The following is a 16,921-nucleotide window of genomic DNA, read 5'->3' as shown; positions in this document are numbered from 1 at the left end:
AATCTAGTGACTTTCAAGGGGTTTGCGATTTTCTGAGGAGACGCGCTCAGCCTCGCGAATAAACTCTGACGCCCTAGCGGAATAAAATTCCGCCTTACCGGTGTCGCCTAGCTCTGCCCAGATGGAGGAGAGCTCATGTGCTGTTTCATGAGCCTTCTCATGCTGTTGCATAAGAATTTCCAAGCGCATTTTTTCAGCATAGACCTCCGCTGCATCCTCTACGCGGGTGAGTCCTTTCAGAGACCCACCTACTCTGCGTAGGCATTGCGCGAGATGCTTTGCCGACCCGTATGATGTTGCAATAGCCGCAGCCTCGCGGGCAAGGGAGAGCGCCTCATTAATGTCCCCGTTCTTTTGAAGTGCTGCACTTCGGCAGAGCAGTACTTGCATCAGTTCGGGCACTTTGTCATGCTGCCGGGCGATATTTTGAGCCTCATCTAGCAGTTCGATAGCCCGGTCAAAATTTTCACGCCGCATGTAGGAATCCGCCCAGCAGTGCAGCGTGTTGATCAATCCTTCTGGCGCCTCATCGATGCCATCAGTATCCAGAATCTCGGCGTAGAGAGAGTCTGCTTCCTCGTATTCCTTCGCTTTTTCGTGCCTGTCCGCAAGAGTGTGCAGGATCCACGCAATTCCTGACGTGTCATCCCGCTCACGTGCCAGTCTCAGAGCATCCTCGTAAGTCGCGCTGGCCTCATCAGCCCTGCCCATACCCTGGAGGACGCCTGCTTTCCTTGCCAGCCGAATTTGAATGGCTTTCTGATCGTTCGCAGCATGCGCCTCGGAAATCGATTTTTCGTAGGCTTCAATTGACTCTTCGAGCATTCCTCCAGCGGCCAAACAAGATGCCATTCCTTGGTAGGTGGTGCTAAGGGAGTTGGAGTTGGCGCTGGCTTTTGTGGCTAGTTCAAGTTCTTCCTTGAAAGACTTGAGCGCTTCGTCATGGCGCCCAATTGCGCTGTACAAGTGCCCAAGTGCATGGAGGGCTCTAGCTTGGCCTGACAGATAGCCCATCGCGGCGTATATGCCAACGGATTCACTGTAGGCAGACATGGCTCGACCAACGTCCCACTGGCTGCTCGCGGTCTTGCCAATTTCCCAAAGAACGTCGGCGCAACGCTCACGGTCTTTAATTTCACGAAAGACTTCCAAGGAGTCTTCCAGATATGATCGGGCATCATTGAACCGGTTTAGTTTTCTGCTCGCTTGGCCGAGTCCCCCAAGCATCAATGCTTCGCCTTCGCGAGCTCCGCATCTGCGGGCGGCTACTAGGCCGGCCTCGTTACACAGAATCCAGTCGCTGTAATCGCCGTCCATCGAATGGAAGGTGGCCAGGCTATTTGCTGTCCTCCAGCACAAATCATCCCAATGGTGTTCATTGGCCAGCAGTACGCCAGCCACCAGGCCTGGCCTTTCCAGATGTACCCATTTGCGAATGGATGGGCTTATGTCGGCCAGCACTTCGAGGTGCCACTGGAGCAGGCGATGAATAGATTCTGATACGGCAGCGGACGAGTCTTGAGCGACAGCCCTTTCTTTCGCGAAAAGGCGCATCAGATCATGGATCTTGAACCTGCCGGGTACATTATCGGGACTGATCAAATGGCGATCTGCTAGGTCCTCCAGTGCATCTTCGACGAAATACTCGTCGGCATCGGTCAACTTGGTAACTGATTCCACGCTGAACGAGAATCCGAGAGTTAGACCTACTGCGCGAAATGTTCGCGATTGGGCATCTGTCAGCGATTCGTAGGCCGTTGCGAAAACTGACCGGATTGCAATATCGTCAGCCCGTAATACTTCAAGACGTCTTTGTTCGTCCCGAAGTCGATTTACCATGCGCACCAATGGCCAGAGTGGACGCCTAAGTAGCTGGGCTCCAATGATACGCAAAGCTAGTGGGAGTCGTCCGCAGATCTCCGACAATTCATGGACTTCATCGATGCTGTCTTCGATGCGACTAACGCCAAGGAGCACTTTGAGGAACTGTGTACATTCATTCAAAGTCCACACGCCCACCGAGATGCTTTGCGCCCCTGGAAGCGTGGCCAATGGGCGACGGCTCGTGATCAGCGCAGCGCTCCGGGGCGATGTGGGAATCAAGTCATTCACTTGTGCTGTGTCGGCTGCATCGTCGAGGACTACGAGTATTGCTTTTGTTGCAATCAGTGTCCTGTAAGCGGTCACGAGACTTTCGTAATCGCCTGGAATCTCGCCAAGTGTGACACCCAAATCCTTTAAGAAACGAACCAGGACTTCATTGGGGTCTGTGGGATTGGAACCTGCACCAGCAAGGTTTGCATAGAGGATTCCGTCTGGAAAGCTGTCCGAATGCCTATTTGCTGCCCTGATGGCGATTGACGTCTTTCCTACGCCCGCCATTCCAGAAAGGACCCAAATTGCTGGGGTTTCAAGGTGGCTGGCGAGGGATTCGCTAATCCTCTCGAATATTTCCTCGCGCCCAGTAAATTCGGGAATATCGCGTGGGATCTGTAACGGACGTCTGCGCTGCTTGAGTTCCGGTCCGCTCAGGGACACATGGCCAGCATGTTCGATCACCACAGCCTTGCCGACGTTCGCGTGATCCGAGATCCGGAGGTTGGTGCGCTCTTCTTCTTGCTGCATGTAGGCCCCCGCTGCTGAGATCTGGCCTGGCATGGGTGGATGCGCATGCGCACCTTATGTAAGCGTACAGAGCAACTTGGCAGTACGTGGTCCTAACGAGAACGGGAAGCCTCGTCGGCGTAACGGGCTCGGTCGGTGGCATGCTTGGCTTGGAGTCAGGCATGATCAGGGGGCCGTACGCTGGCTGGCACTTGGGCAGGCTTTGGGCCTGACTGTAATGTGCACGAGTGGCCCTCTGATCTTGCTCGACGCTGGCCCCGGACCGGGGAGGTGGCTAAAGCCGTGGAGCCCTCAGCCGCGACGTAGCCCTTCTCTGGCACCAGGCGGGCCTCTTGAGCGCGGCACGGATGCCGGCCGGGGGGAGCGGGGCGGAGACAGGAGCGCAGGCCCGGCCGGGGGCCGGGCCGCGCGCGGGGAGCGAAGCGAGCCGCCTTGAGTAAGTGAAGACAGTTTTCGACAGTTGGCCGAGCGTGGGCTCAGACGGCGTGGAGTGCGCGGGGGCTGTCGGCGGTGATGCGGTAGGCGAGTTGGGTGCGGTCGGCGCCGGCGCGGAGTTCTTCGAGGATCAGCGGGCGTTGGTCGGTGCCGAGGGTGACGCGGGTGGCGTGGACGATCGGGGTCGCGTCGGGGATTTGCAGTGTGGCGCGCTCGTCGGGCAGGGGCATGCGGGCGCTGACGGTTTCGTCCCAGGTGAGTTTGTGGCCGGCTGCGGTGAGGATGGCGTAGATCTGCTCCGGCTCGGTGTCCGGGGCTTCGCCGAGCTGTTCGGCCTCGTTGGCCGCAGTGGCGAACGGGATGAGCACGCGGTGCAGAGCGCGGGTCTCGGTGCGGGGGTCGGCCAGCAGCCGGTCGACGGCGAACAGGGCCTCGCCTTCCGGGAGTCCGAGGAGTAGGCCGGTGGTGGCTGTGGTCGTGGTGCGGTAGACGGTCGGCGCCTCGCCCTCGTGCCACGCCTGGTGGCCGGTGCGGAACATCTTGCCGCTGCGGGTGATGGTCCGCTCGATCGTGACCGCGGGGGCGGGGACGGCCCGGACGTAGCTGCCCTTGCCGTGAATGACCTCGATGAGTCCTTCCGCGCGGAGGGCGGCGATGGCCTTGCGCACGGTCGGGCGGCTGACCTGGTACCGGTCGATGAGCTGGGATTCAGAGGGGAGTGGGGCTCCGGGCTTGTACTCGCCTGCGGTGATGCCGCTGCGGATCTCGGCGGCAACCTGCTGGTACAGCGCGCCGGGACGCTGGATCTCTCCCATGCCGGGCTCTCCTCATCACCTGTGTGTGCGGTCCTGACGTGAGATGACGTCACTCGTAAGCATAAGTGCTTGCCTTCTTCGGTCAACCCATGCCACTCTCAACTCGTAAGCACGAGTGACGTCATGTGATGTCTTGGCGTCTGAGTGGCCAGGAGGCCCCAAACCATGCAGTCCATCCCTGTGGACACCTCCCGACTGGGCGTACTGCGGTGCGCGGTCGGGCCTGAACCGAAGATCGCGGATTTCGAAACGAAGGAGGTCAAGAAGGACCGGGACGGCAACACGATCTACTCCGTCGCCGTGACGGTCCGCCAGGAAGGGCGCCGGGTCTCGGTGATCGAGATCGCCGTCACCGGAGAGCCCAAAGGCGTCGTCGAGGGCGCGGAGGTACGGGTGACCGGCCTGGATGCCTTCGCCTGGGCCATGGGCGACCGGCACGGAATCAGCTTTCGCGCCGCAGCCATCACCCCCGCACCCACCACTGCCGCACCGGCCGCAGGGTCCAACGGGAAGGTGGGCGGTGCCTGATGAGGCCGACCCTGCTCGCGTTCGCCCTCGCGTTACTAGCGTGGCTCCTGGTCGTCGGCAGGGAGCTGCGGCAGCGCCGGCCGGAGTGGCACTGGTACCTCACGGGCTACCCGCGCACTGCTCTGCGCGTGGTGTTCACCTGGTCCAAGGTGGCTTGCCTCAACGGCCTCACCGTCTCCCGCAAGCCGACGCGTCGGGTTCTGGGGGATCTGGCGGTCAAGGGCGATCCGCTGCGCCCCCGTGCCCCGCGGATCTCGTTCCCCCGTTCCACCCCGAACGGTCTGGAGCTCCTGGTGCGCTTGCGGGCCGGGCAGACCCCGACCCCGTTCCTGGCGGCGGCCGATGCCCTCGCGCACGCCTGGCGGATGCACGCCGTACGCGTCGTCTCGCCGGAACGCGGCGTCGTACTGATCACCGCTACCGCCAGGGATCCTCTGGAGCATCCCAGCCGCCCTGCTGGGCCGGAGCCCGTGGCGCTTCTGTCGGCGGTGGTCGGTGCGCTGGAGAGCGGCCGTGCGTGGGTGATGGACTTCCGGCGGGTGCCGCACTGGCTCATCGTCGGGGCCACCCAGTCCGGCAAGTCGACGCTCATCGCACGGCTGATCACCCAACTCGCCCCGCAACCGGTCGCCCTGGTCGGCATCGACTGCAAGGGCGGCATGGAACTCGGCCTGGTCGCCCAGCGGCTCTCCGCCCTGGCCACCTGCCGTGCGGAAGCCGTCATCGTCCTGGGCGCGCTGGTCACCGACATGCAGGACCGCATGCGGCTGTGCCGCGCGGCGGGCGCCCGGTCGATCTGGGACCTGACGGAGAAGGAACGGCCGGTGCCGGTGGTCGTGATCGTCGATGAGCTGGCAGAGCTCTACCTGACCAACGGCAGCAAAGAACAGCGGGCAGAGGCCGAGCAGTGCTCGACCTACCTCCTTCGGCTGGCGCAGCTCGGCGCGGCCCTCGGCGTCCACCTGGTGGTGGCCGGCCAACGCGTCGGATCCGATCTCGGGCCCGGAGTCACAGCCCTGCGTGCCCAGTTGAGCGGACGGATCTGCCACCGCGTCAACGACCCGGGAACGGCGGAGATGGCGCTCGGCGACCTCAACAAGGACGCCGTGGCGGTCGCCCAGTCGATCGGGGAGGCAGAACAGGGTGTCGCGGTGACCGTCGGCGACATGGGTGCCTGGATGCGCAGCCGTTCCCGGCTCACCTCGTCCGCTGAAGTACAGGAGGCTGCAGCGGAGTTCGCGGACCTGACTCCTTACGTTCCCTGCCTCGCGAGCGCGGTGGAAGGCGGTGTGGGCGCATGAGCGAATCGGCAGCCCTTCCGCTGTTGCTGGTCTTCGGACTGGCCACCGTGCTCCTCATCCGCTCCCGTGAAGTGCGCTGGTGGGAAGCCGTACTGATCGCCCTGTTCGGCATGTACCTCGGCCAGACGCCATTCATCTTCGCCGCGAACGGCCTCGTGCACTGGCTCCTGACCGGCGTCAGCCACACCTAGAGACCAGGGAGGACCTCACCGTGCCCATGCGTCGAGTCCGCTGCCCCATCTGCAAGGGCGAGCGCTCCGCCAAGACCCGCACCGGCCACAGGCGACGCTGCCGCTGCTGCCGCGGCACCGGCACCATCCGCTGAACCACACACCAACCCACCGGGAGTGATCGCCATGGACGTATCCGACCCAACCCCATCCATCCGTGCCGCAACCGCGGCCCACCCCGGAAGGTCCCCACCATCCCCACCGAGAACCCCTCGGCTGACAGACGCGCCGCGCTCGACCGCTCGGCGCGTCCGCGTCAGCTCTCCGAAGTCGACCAAGACCTGATCCGCCTCGTCCAGGACCCGCGCTTCCACCGATGGCTGGAGCAGGTAACCGCCACCGGCGGCTGCGCCCACCCGATCCACCTCACTGGCTCCATCACCACCCGCGATGCTGCAACCGACGAGGTCCTGCACCGCTACGACACCCGCGACGAACCTGGCGAACGGCTCCTGATCCGCTGCCGCAACCGGCGCCAAACTGTCTGCGCTCCCTGCTCCCGCCTCCATGCCGGCGACACCTTCCACCTCGTGCGCGCCGGACTCGTCGGCGGCAAGACCGTCACCTCTGATGTGCGCGCCCGGCCCCGACTGTTCATCACGCTCACGGCGCCCGGCTTTGGCCCCGCCCATCACGCCACCACGGACCGTCGACGATGCCGACCGCGCCGGGACGCCGGCCAGTGTGAGCACGGCCGGTCCCTCGGCTGTCCGGCCGTCCACGACCTGGCTGACCCGCTCAACGGGCAACCACTGTGCCCCGACTGCTACGACTACCCGGCGCACGTCCTGTGGCACGCGAACGCCGGACGGCTGTGGAAGGCATTCACCGACAATCTCTACAACCACCTCGCCGCCCACACCGGCCGCACCCGTACCGGCCTGCGCCGCAGCCTTCGCATCTCCTACGCCAAGGTCGCCGAGTACCAGAAGCGTGCAGCCGTCCACGTCCACGCGGTGGTGCGCCTCGACGGCGCGCACGGAACGGACGCCCCTCCCCCGGCCTGGGCAACGGCGGACGTGCTGTCGACCGTGGTACGCACCGCTGCGTCGGCCGTACGCCTACGCACCCCCTACAGCTCGGCTGTGGGAGAACACGAGCTGCGCTGGGGCACCCAACTCGACGCCCGACCGCTCCGCGCCTTCGGCGACCGCGAGGGCCTGGCCGACGACGCTGTTGCTGCCTACGTCGCCAAGTACGTCACCAAAGGAGCCACGGACACAGCCGCCGGCCTCGATTACCGGATCGCTGGTCCAGACGACATCGCAGCAGCCCCCGTGTCGGTACACGTACGCACCCTCATACGGGCCTGCTGGCACCTGGGCGGCCTGCCGGAACTCGAACCGCTACGGCTGCGCGCTTGGGCTCACACGCTCGGCTACCGCGGCCACATCCTCACCAAGTCCCGTGCGTACTCCACCACGTACACCGCTCTGCGGGCAGAGAGAGCCGACCACGAACGTGGCGGAACTCAACTCGACGACACGGACGCGATCACGGAAGCCCATTGGCGATACGTCGGCTCCGGTCACACACCCGGCGCCGCGCTACTCGCCGCAGGAGTCGCCGAAGACCTCTCCCGGAACCGAGAAATAGCAAGGGAAGAAACAGAGCGCGAATTGCACGATCGACGGGGAGGCCTGACGTGCCCTGTCTAAGCGCTCGCGAGTGGGGAAGAAGGCAAGCGGCCAATGCTCCCGCGTGGAGTGAGGAACGGTGGCATCGCATTTCCAGAATCCTCGGAGTTGATCTCTTGGAGGGTGAACGAAGAGAGCATCGGTCAAGAGGGAACCACGACCCAGAAAAGTCTCCGTGAACACACGAAGAGGGGCGCAACCATCGCGCCCCTCTTCGCCATATCAACCTTAGCTTTCAGTCCACTTGGGGACGAGAAGGTCAGGGTTGAACGGGCGTCTGCCTCCTCCGCCGACTGGAAGAACGATCACGGCATGCAGGGCTTCTCGGACGAGAGCACGCTTCTGTGCCATGTCCAGCTTTCCCGAGTACCACTGCTCTCGGATGTTCTCCGTGACCGCTGAAGCGCGCTGAACCTGCAAGGCATGCTGAGTGCGCTCCTTGCGGAGCTCCTTGATACGAGATTCCATCTTGTGGTTCTCAGGAAAGAAGAGCTCGTCCGAGACCTGGTCCTCCTGCCACGCCTGCAACATCTTCCGCTGCTTGACCATCAGGCGATCGAGCTCTTCCTGCCCGGTCCACTCAGAGCTCACTTGGCTCTTGGCTGCGGTGCGTTCCTCCAGCTTCGCGAGGACCGCTTCCGTAACGTACTCGTCGACCTTGGCGCCGTTCCGTGCGCTGCCACCGCAGCCCCCCATGGATCTGCTCTGGCACTGGTAGACATATCCGCCTGACAGGTCCGGCCTGGTGCTCACCCGCAAAGGAGCGTTACAGATCTGCCCGTCATCTTTGGGCTTCCCGCACCGAAGAATTCCCGTCAAGAGGTGCGAAGGAGTGCGGTAGTCCGTGACCGTACCGTCCGCCTTGATGTTGGGACCGATCCGTGCGGAAAAGAGGGCGTCGATAGCCATCCATTCCTTCGGCGTGATGATTGCTTCCCATTTTCCTACGACGGGGACACCGTTAGCGTCTCGCACCAACTCCCCGTTGTGCTTGCGCCAGCCACACAGACGAGGGTTCCACAGTGCGAGCTTGAGCGACCGGCTCTGCCATTCGTTGCCGTGGACAGTCCGCACCCCTTGCTCTCGCCACGCGGCAAGAATGGAGTGGAGGGACTTTCGGGCGATCACATCTCGTGCGGCCTGTGCGAGGTGCTGCGCCTCTTCAGGCTCAAGCGTCAGCTTGTCGTCCTGCCATCCGAATGGCCGTTTCCCACCAACCGGGATCCCCTCCTCCGCACGCCGCCGGTGCGAGCGACGCGTACGCCGCTTGATCTTGCGGACCTCTGCCTTCGCGATGACCACGCCGAAGAGCCCCATGGACTCGACGTCTTCGTTGTAGAGGTCCTTGAGTCCCTTGGCGTCCGCGTACACCCTCCCGTCCTCGTAGGTCAGGGCGTCCACGAAACGCTCGTAGTCACCGACACGCCGTACCAGCCGATCGTCCGCCACGACGATCGCACCGCGCACCGACTGTCCGTCCGGGAGGTGCCCGGCCTTGAGTGTCCTCAGCATGGCCTCGAAGTCGGGCCGCACAAGGCCGGCCTTGGCTGCGGAGAGGTCATTGTCCGTGTAGTAGTGGACGATCTTCAGTCCCAGCGCCGACGCTGTCTCGTCGTTCACCTTGTGCTGGTCGTCGACCCCGTGGCCGTCCTTGGCCAGGTCTGCGGAGATCCGCGCGTAGGCCACTACCGGCACTAACTGAGCGTCGTTGGTCATGCCACCCCCTGTCATCCATGAAATACCGCATGAAGAGAGTACGTACCACCAGCAGTACCTCGACAAGAACCCGACGGGGTACTGCGGGATCGGGGGGACGGGGGTGAGCTGCCCGGTGGGGGTGGCTCCGGCGCCGGGCGGCACGGAGCAATAGCACGTTTCGGGCGGCGCGCGTCATCCCCCTCACTCGTTCGAGCGGAGGGGGAGCACTCGTGCCCGATAGGCTGACGCACGGGACAGAATCACGCCCATGGGAGCAGCCATGACCACCTCCGCCGCTGGGCAGCCACTCATTCCGCAGCCCCCCGCCACGGTTGCGGCGCTGCGGCAGGCCATCAGCCAGATCGCACCGGCGGCACTCCCGGCCTTCACACGGGAGTTGGACCAAGCGGCGGATCAGTCCCGGCAGGGCTCCGATCTGGCGCCGCTCCAGCGTTTCATCGCCCAGTGGGCCGTCTATGTCCACATCCAGCGTCGGCCCGAGACCGCGGCGGACCTCCGCCGGTGGGAGGACACCGCCACGTCCGGCGACGCGGCTCAGGCACGTCAGGCCGCCTCCGAGATCGGCCGGATCCTGGACGAAGCCCACGCCGCCCTCGACCTGCCCACCCGGTGCCGCCGACTGGCGCTGGTCGTCAGTTCTCCCTGAGACCCGTCCTGCCGGCGACCGTTCGCAGTCGCCGAAGGTCTCCAACGCCTTCCTGCCGCGCCTGCGGGTGACGGTTGAGTTCGCGATGTACGCCTGAAAAGCGTTCGCCTCTGCCAACTGAGTCTTGGCAACATAGGGCCATGCTGACTGATGACCAGGTCACCCGATTTATCGAGAACGGGTTCGTCAAGGTCGAGCAGGCTTTCCCCGAGGAGACGGCTGCTGAGTGCCGGACGATCCTCTGGAGGGAGACCGGCTGCTCGCCCGACGACCCGGCGACCTGGACCGAACCGGTGATCAGGATCAACGGGCATACCGAAGAGCCGTTCCGGGATGCCGCCAACAACCCACGGCTGACAGCCGCGTTCGACCGGCTGGTCGGGCCGGGCCACTGGGCGCCACGCGGTGGCCTCGGAACGTTTCCGATCCGGTTCCCCAGCGCCACGGCACCTGGCGACGATGGATGGCACCTCGACGCGAGCTTCCAAGGTGGCGCCGACCCGGGCGACTACTTCAGCTACCGCGTCAACGTGGCCTCCAAGGGACGGGCCCTGCTCATGCTCTTCCTCTTCTCCGAGATCGACGAAAACGACGCGCCCACGCGCATCCGGGTTGGCTCGCACCTCGACGTGGCACCTCTGCTGGCGCCCTACGGCGAGGACGGCCTCACGATGAGGGAGATCTCGGCGCGGGCAATACCGGCGACGGAGCATCGCCCGATCACCTTGGCCACTGGCCGGCCCGGCGATGTCTACCTGTGCCACCCGTTCTTGGTCCACTCCGCCCAAGCCCACCACGGCACCCGGCCACGGTTCCTCGCCCAGCCACCCCTGGACCCGGTCAAGCCGTACGACGTGGACCACGGGACATCGCCGGTCGAGCAGGCGATCCGTCGAAGCCTCGGCAAGTAGCCTCGGCTACAGGGCAGTTCGCGTAGTGATGGTGGCAGTTGGAACATCGGTACAGCGGCTTCGGCGAGAACTATCAAAGTGGTCTAGCACATTGATAGTTGTCGCGCTGGACTTCCACAGAGAATCGTCGATCACGGGTGACGGACGGCTATCGTCCGGTGCATGCCGACGGAAATTTCGACTGCCAGATTGGGCGGCGCTGGCAACTCTCCGCCAAGGGCGGGCACATGACCGATGGGCCACGATCACCCGAACCGCCATCCGGCCCACCGCCAGAAAACGACGTCCAGCGAAAGCCGCTGCGGCGGCGCCTGACTGACACCTGGAACAGGCTCGGGCCCGCCGGCAAGGCGGGGGTGATCGGCGTGGCTGCTGCCGTGATCGGAGGCGTCATCGCCGTGGCTCACGCCCGGGCGAGCACCACTGCGACCGACGACGAGGCCGAGGAGTCCGGCGGCGTCCTTGCTGAGGTCGCCCGCATCCTCAACCAAGCCGCTGAGGAACAGGACGACAGCTCCAGCCCGCCGCCCCGGCCGCCCTGCACCGGTGACGTACGCGGCTACTGGCGCTTCCAGTGCCTCAACCCCCGCGGCCATGCCACCGGCAACTGCAGACATGAGTGGCGGTGGGTGGATGACTACACCAAGGGCGCCGCGGAGGACGAGGCCGCGGAGGACGAGGAAGAAGAAGAAGAGGACGCCGAGGTCTAGCTTTGGTGTCCGGGGAGGTTGTGGGCGGGCGAGCCAGGTCTCGGCTGAGGGATCTGGAACGGGTGGGGGCCTTTCAGGTGCGGTGTGGATTGCCGCATCTGCACCAACCAGAAAGTCCCTGTCCGTCTCACCGTGGTGCACCCCTGACCAAGACGGGTCGCCTGCGTCTGGCCCGCTGCCAACTTCGTCGACCAGAGCAGTCGCCGCGGTAGGCCCGCGACGACGATGGCTGAGCCCTCAGCCTGGGAAGCTTGGGTTTCTTGGCGGCGAATACTGCGCTGACCTGCGGCGGAAGTTGCACAGGCCTCCTTGGATCCGCAGCCGAGTCCCCGCTGTTCCCCACAGATCCGGCTGCCCTGCACCTCGGCGAGAACCTGGCATCCCGGCGTTTCGGAGGTCACTCCTCGTGGGGGTTCAAGTGCGTCCACCGCCCGCCGCCCTCATGCCGCATCTCCATTCCCTGATAAGGCTGACGAAAACCGGCTGGGCGGAGCTGAGCAGTACTGATCTCGATCACCACGATTGCTGCTGGGTGTACCTCATAGGTGACGGCCAAGTGACGATCGTCCTCCGGTCGCCACACTCCGTGGGTATTCGCATCCTGAATAACCCTCAGCAAGGCCGCGCACACATCATCCTTGCTTCTCCGGGCCAGTGCATCGAACTGCGTTCGCGCGGCTTCGGCGAAGATGAGGTTCCTAATCACGCGCTACCCCCGTTGACGTGACGTGCCCGCCTGTCCGGGGGCATGAATGAACGTTAGGCGACAACACCGCGGAGCACCACGGGAACCTCACCATAAGGATCCGGCTACCGCTCCCCCAGCGCCAAGTCCTTACGAACGGATCAACTGGTGCAATTTTCCTGGGCCTTGCCAGAGACCTTGCTGACCTGCGCTTTCGTTACTCAGGGGCCGAGGGGCCAGGGCCTGAATCGCTCGCCGACGCCGGCAGCAGTTGCTGCCACCTCCCACCCTCCAGGCTGCCATTTTCTCGCCGGCGCTCCCACGTTGGCCGAGATTGACCGATGAATCTGGCGCGAAGCCGGCGCGCACCGGACAACCGCCAGAGGCTGCTCCGGCATGCTGTAAGAGGGCGTTCAACCAGCCATCGACTGACCTGCACGTGACACGTGCTTCGCGTGAGCCGTCGGCATCAGAGGGCTTGAGTGAAACAACGGTGAGAGTCAGTCAGGGAGTACGGACAACACGTCGGAGAGCTCGAAGAATCCGAGCACGCCGGCGAGGGCGATGCATGCCACGACCACGGCGCAGCCCAATGCGATGACCACCGTAAGCCAGGTGCGTCCGACCGCCGCATGGTAATCAGCGTCGTCATCCCAATCTTGCATGGTCTCCCCCCGGCTCCCTGGCTCCCTGGTTATGCGAGTGTCGTCGTCATGCCCGCAACTTGGATGCAGGAATGGTACGTCCGGTGTGGGAGGTTGCTTGGGAGACCAGGGCGTTTCCGGGAAGGCGTCGAGATCAGTGTCTTCCCAGGTGCCACCGTCGCCTTCGTGGCTATGACACAGGCCGCGCATGAATGACGCGAGGGCGCCCCTGAGCGGTGGGTAGGTCGTCGATCATGAAGATGCCCCCGAACGGGCGGCGCGCCATGACCTGCCGGTCGGTCTGGGTGTTCGGGCGCCGGCTCGGCCTGGGCGAGTGCAGGGGCACCGAGGGTCCTCGGGCGGCGTTCCGACAATGGAGGTGTACTCAGGGCGTGTTGACGGTGCGAGTCGTGAGCTGCGTCCCGGGGGGCGGCGTCAGGTGCCCCCGTACCCCGGTCGCTGGGACGCAGCCCCGGCGATTAAGCGAACCCCTGCCCCTCCCCCACACATCGTTAAGCGCGAGGCGCCCGGAACGCGACCTGGCGGTGGGTGGCCTCGTCGACTTCCTCGGTGGTGAGGAGGGGGGTGGCTCGGGTGTGGAGGGCGCCGCTGGCTTTGACGGCGAGGCTGATGGCGGCCATGGAGATGGGGTCGGGGAGGTCGAGGATGAGGATGATGTCGTTGTCGCCGAAGGTGAAGTAGACGGACTCGACCGTGCCGCCGAGGTCCGTGACGACCTGGTCGACGGCGGCGCGGCGGCCGCTCGCGCCTTCCTGGAGCAGCCCCTTGACGCCCTCGGAGGTGTAGGTGGCCTGAATCAGAAACTTCGGCACTGGGGTACTCCCTGCCCGTCGCATGTCCCGTATGCAGAGGCCCTTCCCGTTGGCGCACCGGCCGCCACGCGCCGGGCGGGCTGATTCACCCGTTGGATGCCATGACGAGGAGAGGAGCCGCCAGTCCGCCAGTCCCGTAAATGTGTTGGACGAGACGTATCGTCTCGTTTAGCTTGGGGGCATGACAAAACCGGTCCGTAGTGGACGTGCTCATATCGCCATGTTCTCCATTGCTGCCCATGGGCATGTGAATCCGAGTCTTGAGGTGATGCGGGAGCTGGTGGCGCGTGGGCATCGCGTGACGTACGCGATTCCGCGGGTGTTCGCGGAGAAGGTGGCCGAGACCGGTGCGGAGCCGGTGGTGTATCGCAGCACGTTGCCGTCGCCGGATGATGATCCGTCGGCGTGGGGGACGACGCTGCTCGACAATGTCGAGCCGTTCCTGGAGGACGCGATTCAGGCGTTGCCGCAGCTCATCGCCGCGTATGAGGGGGAGGGGGAGGGGGAGGGGGATCGGCCGGATCTTGTGCTGCATGACATCGCGTCGTATCCGGCGCGGGTGCTCGCGCACCGGTGGGGGGTGCCCGCGGTGTCGCTGTCGCCGAATCTGGTGGCGTGGGAGGGGTACGAGGAGGAGGTCGCCGAGCCGATGTGGGCGGGGCCGCGGGCCACCGCGCGGGGCAGGGCGTACTACGCGAGGTTCGGCAACTGGTTGATGGAGAACGGGATCGGGCGGCATCCGGATGCGTTCGCCGGGTGTCCGGAGCGGTCGATCGTGCTGATTCCGAAGGTGTTGCAGCCGAACGCCGACCGGGTCGACAAGGCGGTGTACTCGTTCGTCGGGGCCTGTCAGGGGGACCGGGCCGCGCAGGGTGGCTGGGAGCGGCCGGCGGGTGCGGAGCGGGTGCTGCTGGTCTCGTTGGGGTCGTCGTTCACCAAGCAGCCCGGGTTCTATCGCGAGTGCGTCAAGGCGTTCGGGGACCTGCCGGGCTGGCACGTCGTGCTCCAGGTGGGCAAGCATGTCACGGTCGATGATCTGGGTGAGGTGCCCGGGAGCGTCGAAGTGCGGTCGTGGGTACCGCAGTTGGCGATTCTGCGGGAGGCCGATGCATTCGTCACGCATGCGGGCGCGGGCGGCTGCCAGGAGGGGCTGGCCACCGCCACGCCCATGGTGGCCGTCCCGCAGGCCGTCGACCAGTTCGGCAACGCGGACATGCTCCAGGGGCTCGGCGTCGCCCGGCACGTTCCGATGGACGAGGCGGATGCCGCCACGCTCCGGGCCGCCGTGCTCGCGCTCGTCGACGATCCGGAGGTGCGGCGCCGGCTTGAGGCCATTCGGGCGGACATGGCCGCCGAGGGTGGGACCCGGCGGGCGGCCGATCTCATCGAGGCCGAGCTGCGGCAGGCCGGGCCCCGGTAGCCCGTTCGCCGGTAGCCGGTGCATCAGCAGCCGGTGCGTCGAGGTAGACCACCAGGGTCTGGTCGGGCTGTTCGGCCAGGTGGAAGGCGGTGTAGGCGTACTCGACCGGGCCGAGTGCGGGGTGGCGGAGGCGTTTGTGTCCGCTGTGGCGGGGCTGCACCTCGTACCGGCCCCACCAGTCCCGTGCGTGCGGGCTGCCCTCGGTCAACTCGTCGATCAGCCGGGTGTAGCGGGGGTCGGCGGGGTGGCGGGCGGCCTGGGTGCGGAGGCGGGCGAGCAGGCCGCGGGCCTCGGGTTCCCAGTCGACGACGATGTCCCTGGCCAGTGGTTCGAGGAACATCCAGCGGACGAAGTTGGGCGGTCGCCGCGCCTCGCCGCCGGGCGGCCGTTCCGACCCGTCGTCGGGCGGCCGCTCCGACGCGTCGTCGAAGAGCCGCGGGAACAGTTCGACGGCCGCCGGGTTGTGGCTGAGCACGTCGTAGGTGCCGCCGATGAGGTACGCCGGGTGCGGCTGGAGCAGCAGCGGGACGGCCGCCGCCTCGGGCGTGAGCGGCTCGCGTGCGCCGGGTTCCGCCGCGGGCGCGTGACCGGCGAGCTGGAGGAGGTGGGCGCGCTCGTGCCGGTCGAGGCGCAGCGCCTCGGCGAGCGCGGTCATCACCTGTGCGGAGGCGCGGATCTCCCGACCCTGTTCCAGGTACGTGTACCAAGTCGCGCTCATCCCGGCCAGCAGCGCCAGCTCCTCCCGGCGCAGTCCCGGGGTCCGGCGGCGGGCGGTCCGCGGCAGGCCGACCTCGTCGGGCGTCAGGCGCTCCCGGCGGCTGCGCAGGACGCGCCCAGCTGGCGGCGTTGGTCCGGCGGCAGGGGCATGCCAGCACTTCCCATTCCAGGATAAAGGGATTCTGGATACCAGGCTAAGCCTCCCGGAGACTCGTCAGTGTCCGCGGGAGCGGGTCCTGCACGGACCGCCGCCGGGCCCCGCACCCCGCCGTACCGAACAGGAAGGACGTCCCATGGCCGGAACAGAGGGAAAAGTCGTGGCGATCACGGGAGCCAGCAGCGGTATCGGGGAGGCGACCGCGCTGCTGCTCGCCGAGCGGGGCGCGCGGCTGGTGCTCGGTGCGCGCCGGTCCGCGCGGCTGGCGGAACTGGTGGCCCGCATCGAGCAGGCGGGAGGCACGGCCGTGCAGATCCGGACCGATGTGACCCGGCCGGAGGACCTGCACGCGCTGGTGGCGCTGGCCACCGAGCGCTTCGGCCGGCTCGATGTGCTGGTCGGCAACGCGGGGGTCGGCACGATCTCGCCGCTGGACGATCTGCGGGTCGAGGAGTGGGACCACATGATCGACGTCAATGTGAAGGGGGTGCTGCACGGGATCGCCGCCGCGCTGCCGGTCTTCCGCGCGCAGGGCGCCGGACACTTCGTCACCACCGCCTCCACGGCCGCCTTCCGCATCGTCCCGACCATGGCGGTCTACGCGGCGAGCAAGTTCGCGGTCCGGGCCCTGTGCGAAGGGCTGCGTCAGGAGGCCGGCGACGCCCTGCGGGTGACCACCGTCTCCCCCGGCGCGATCGCCACGGACTTCGCCGAGGCGTCCTCCAACAGCCGGGTCCGGGCGGAGATCACGAAGATGCGGGACGACCTCGCCATTCCGCCGGACGCGATCGCCCGGGCCATCGCGTTCGCCATCGAGCAGCCCGCCGAGGTCGATGTGAACGAGATCGTCGTGCGGCCCACGGCTCAGAGCTGACCGCCGTCCCACGGTGCGCGGGCGCACGGCCGCC

The 16,921-nt window shown here is 65.8% G+C and carries 15 protein-coding genes and 1 pseudogene; 10 read left to right on the top strand and 6 right to left on the bottom strand.

The window, feature by feature from the left end; genetic code table 11:
- Positions 1-3: 3 nt before the first annotated feature.
- Both ACQP17_RS22970 and ACQP17_RS22965 read right to left on the bottom strand, forming a co-directional pair.
- Complete coding sequence (locus tag ACQP17_RS22970) at positions 4-2,658, bottom strand: ATP-binding protein (RefSeq protein ID WP_433857970.1); 2,655 nt, start codon at positions 2,656-2,658, stop codon at positions 4-6.
- 443 nt (positions 2,659-3,101) lie between these two features.
- Entirely contained in the window at positions 3,102-3,875 is a 774-nt protein-coding gene (locus ACQP17_RS22965; protein WP_433857969.1) for a GntR family transcriptional regulator, read from the bottom strand.
- 165 nt (positions 3,876-4,040) lie between these two features.
- Between ACQP17_RS22965 and ACQP17_RS22960 the strand changes: the two genes are divergently transcribed.
- The 4 genes from ACQP17_RS22960 (at position 4,041) to ACQP17_RS22945 (ending at position 7,592) form a co-directional block, all read left to right on the top strand.
- Positions 4,041-4,403, top strand: a complete 363-nt coding sequence (locus tag ACQP17_RS22960; protein WP_433857968.1) for a hypothetical protein — start codon at positions 4,041-4,043, stop codon at positions 4,401-4,403.
- Entirely contained in the window at positions 4,403-5,704 is a 1,302-nt protein-coding gene (locus ACQP17_RS22955; protein WP_433857967.1) for an FtsK/SpoIIIE domain-containing protein, read from the top strand. Before ACQP17_RS22960 ends, ACQP17_RS22955 begins: the two co-directional genes overlap by 1 nt.
- Positions 5,701-5,895 (top strand): hypothetical protein, encoded by a 195-nt coding sequence (locus ACQP17_RS22950; protein ID WP_433857966.1) that lies wholly within the window; start codon positions 5,701-5,703, stop codon positions 5,893-5,895. The genes ACQP17_RS22955 and ACQP17_RS22950 overlap by 4 nt, the downstream gene beginning before the upstream one ends.
- Positions 5,896-6,128: 233 nt before the next feature.
- Entirely contained in the window at positions 6,129-7,592 is a 1,464-nt protein-coding gene (locus ACQP17_RS22945) for a replication initiator (protein WP_433859986.1), read from the top strand.
- 207 nt (positions 7,593-7,799) lie between these two features.
- On the opposite strand, the gene ACQP17_RS22940 is transcribed toward ACQP17_RS22945, so the two are convergent.
- Positions 7,800-9,287, bottom strand: a complete 1,488-nt coding sequence (locus ACQP17_RS22940; protein WP_433857965.1) for a recombinase family protein — start codon at positions 9,285-9,287, stop codon at positions 7,800-7,802.
- A 43-nt stretch (positions 9,288-9,330) separates the two neighbouring features.
- On the opposite strand from ACQP17_RS22940, the pseudogene ACQP17_RS22935 reads away from it, so the two are divergent.
- The 4 genes and pseudogenes from ACQP17_RS22935 to ACQP17_RS22920 form a co-directional block, all read left to right on the top strand.
- A pseudogene (locus ACQP17_RS22935) lies at positions 9,331-9,441 on the top strand (peptide-methionine (S)-S-oxide reductase MsrA); the annotation flags it as partial.
- 108 nt (positions 9,442-9,549) lie between these two features.
- Positions 9,550-9,936, top strand: coding sequence for a DUF6247 family protein (locus tag ACQP17_RS22930; protein ID WP_433859985.1), 387 nt, complete (start codon positions 9,550-9,552; stop codon positions 9,934-9,936).
- Between the two features lie 140 nt (positions 9,937-10,076).
- Complete coding sequence (locus ACQP17_RS22925) at positions 10,077-10,847, top strand: phytanoyl-CoA dioxygenase family protein (RefSeq protein WP_433857964.1); 771 nt, start codon at positions 10,077-10,079, stop codon at positions 10,845-10,847.
- A 365-nt stretch (positions 10,848-11,212) separates the two neighbouring features.
- On the top strand, positions 11,213-11,557 hold the full coding sequence (locus ACQP17_RS22920; protein ID WP_433857963.1) for a hypothetical protein: 345 nt from the start codon (positions 11,213-11,215) through the stop codon (positions 11,555-11,557).
- 1,185 nt (positions 11,558-12,742) lie between these two features.
- Here ACQP17_RS22920 and ACQP17_RS22915 read toward each other — a convergent pair.
- Together ACQP17_RS22915 and ACQP17_RS22910 are read right to left on the bottom strand one after the other, a co-directional pair.
- Positions 12,743-12,907: a hypothetical protein gene (locus tag ACQP17_RS22915; protein ID WP_433857962.1), complete on the bottom strand. Its 165-nt coding sequence runs from the start codon at positions 12,905-12,907 to the stop codon at positions 12,743-12,745.
- Between the two features lie 491 nt (positions 12,908-13,398).
- Positions 13,399-13,719, bottom strand: a complete 321-nt coding sequence (locus ACQP17_RS22910; RefSeq protein ID WP_433857961.1) for a GYD domain-containing protein — start codon at positions 13,717-13,719, stop codon at positions 13,399-13,401.
- Between the two features lie 181 nt (positions 13,720-13,900).
- On the opposite strand from ACQP17_RS22910, the gene mgt reads away from it, so the two are divergent.
- Complete coding sequence (gene mgt / locus ACQP17_RS22905; RefSeq protein ID WP_433857960.1) at positions 13,901-15,139, top strand: macrolide-inactivating glycosyltransferase; 1,239 nt, start codon at positions 13,901-13,903, stop codon at positions 15,137-15,139.
- Here the strand turns inward: mgt and ACQP17_RS22900 are convergent.
- Complete coding sequence (locus tag ACQP17_RS22900; RefSeq protein ID WP_433859984.1) at positions 15,102-15,923, bottom strand: helix-turn-helix transcriptional regulator; 822 nt, start codon at positions 15,921-15,923, stop codon at positions 15,102-15,104. The genes mgt and ACQP17_RS22900 overlap by 38 nt on opposite strands.
- Before the next feature lie 226 nt (positions 15,924-16,149).
- Here ACQP17_RS22900 and ACQP17_RS22895 point away from each other — a divergent pair, with 226 nt between their 5' ends.
- Positions 16,150-16,887 (top strand): SDR family oxidoreductase, encoded by a 738-nt coding sequence (locus ACQP17_RS22895; RefSeq protein ID WP_433857959.1) that lies wholly within the window; start codon positions 16,150-16,152, stop codon positions 16,885-16,887.
- Positions 16,888-16,921 lie beyond the last annotated feature (34 nt).

The organism is Streptomyces kronopolitis (genome assembly GCF_050953795.1).
GTDB classification, from domain to species: domain Bacteria; phylum Actinomycetota; class Actinomycetes; order Streptomycetales; family Streptomycetaceae; genus Streptomyces; species Streptomyces kronopolitis_A.
The sequence above is the reverse complement of the archived record's forward strand: the minus strand, read 5'-3'. Positions and strand labels throughout refer to the sequence as shown.

What these genes read in the sequence shown, in the direction of transcription:
- ACQP17_RS22960 (WP_433857968.1), top strand. Translation starts at nt 4,041, where the DNA reads ATGCAGTCCATCCCTGTGGACACCTCCCGACTGGGCGTACTGCGGTGC.
- ACQP17_RS22950 (WP_433857966.1), top strand. Translation starts at nt 5,701, where the DNA reads ATGAGCGAATCGGCAGCCCTTCCGCTGTTGCTGGTCTTCGGACTGGCC.
- ACQP17_RS22955 (WP_433857967.1), top strand. Translation starts at nt 4,403, where the DNA reads ATGAGGCCGACCCTGCTCGCGTTCGCCCTCGCGTTACTAGCGTGGCTC.
- ACQP17_RS22915 (WP_433857962.1), bottom strand. Translation starts at nt 12,907, where the DNA reads ATGCAAGATTGGGATGACGACGCTGATTACCATGCGGCGGTCGGACGC.
- ACQP17_RS22965 (WP_433857969.1), bottom strand. Translation starts at nt 3,875, where the DNA reads ATGGGAGAGATCCAGCGTCCCGGCGCGCTGTACCAGCAGGTTGCCGCC.
- ACQP17_RS22940 (WP_433857965.1), bottom strand. Translation starts at nt 9,287, where the DNA reads ATGACCAACGACGCTCAGTTAGTGCCGGTAGTGGCCTACGCGCGGATC.
- mgt (WP_433857960.1), top strand. Translation starts at nt 13,901, where the DNA reads ATGACAAAACCGGTCCGTAGTGGACGTGCTCATATCGCCATGTTCTCC.
- ACQP17_RS22895 (WP_433857959.1), top strand. Translation starts at nt 16,150, where the DNA reads ATGGCCGGAACAGAGGGAAAAGTCGTGGCGATCACGGGAGCCAGCAGC.
- ACQP17_RS22930 (WP_433859985.1), top strand. Translation starts at nt 9,550, where the DNA reads ATGACCACCTCCGCCGCTGGGCAGCCACTCATTCCGCAGCCCCCCGCC.
- ACQP17_RS22925 (WP_433857964.1), top strand. Translation starts at nt 10,077, where the DNA reads ATGCTGACTGATGACCAGGTCACCCGATTTATCGAGAACGGGTTCGTC.
- ACQP17_RS22970 (WP_433857970.1), bottom strand. Translation starts at nt 2,658, where the DNA reads ATGCCAGGCCAGATCTCAGCAGCGGGGGCCTACATGCAGCAAGAAGAA.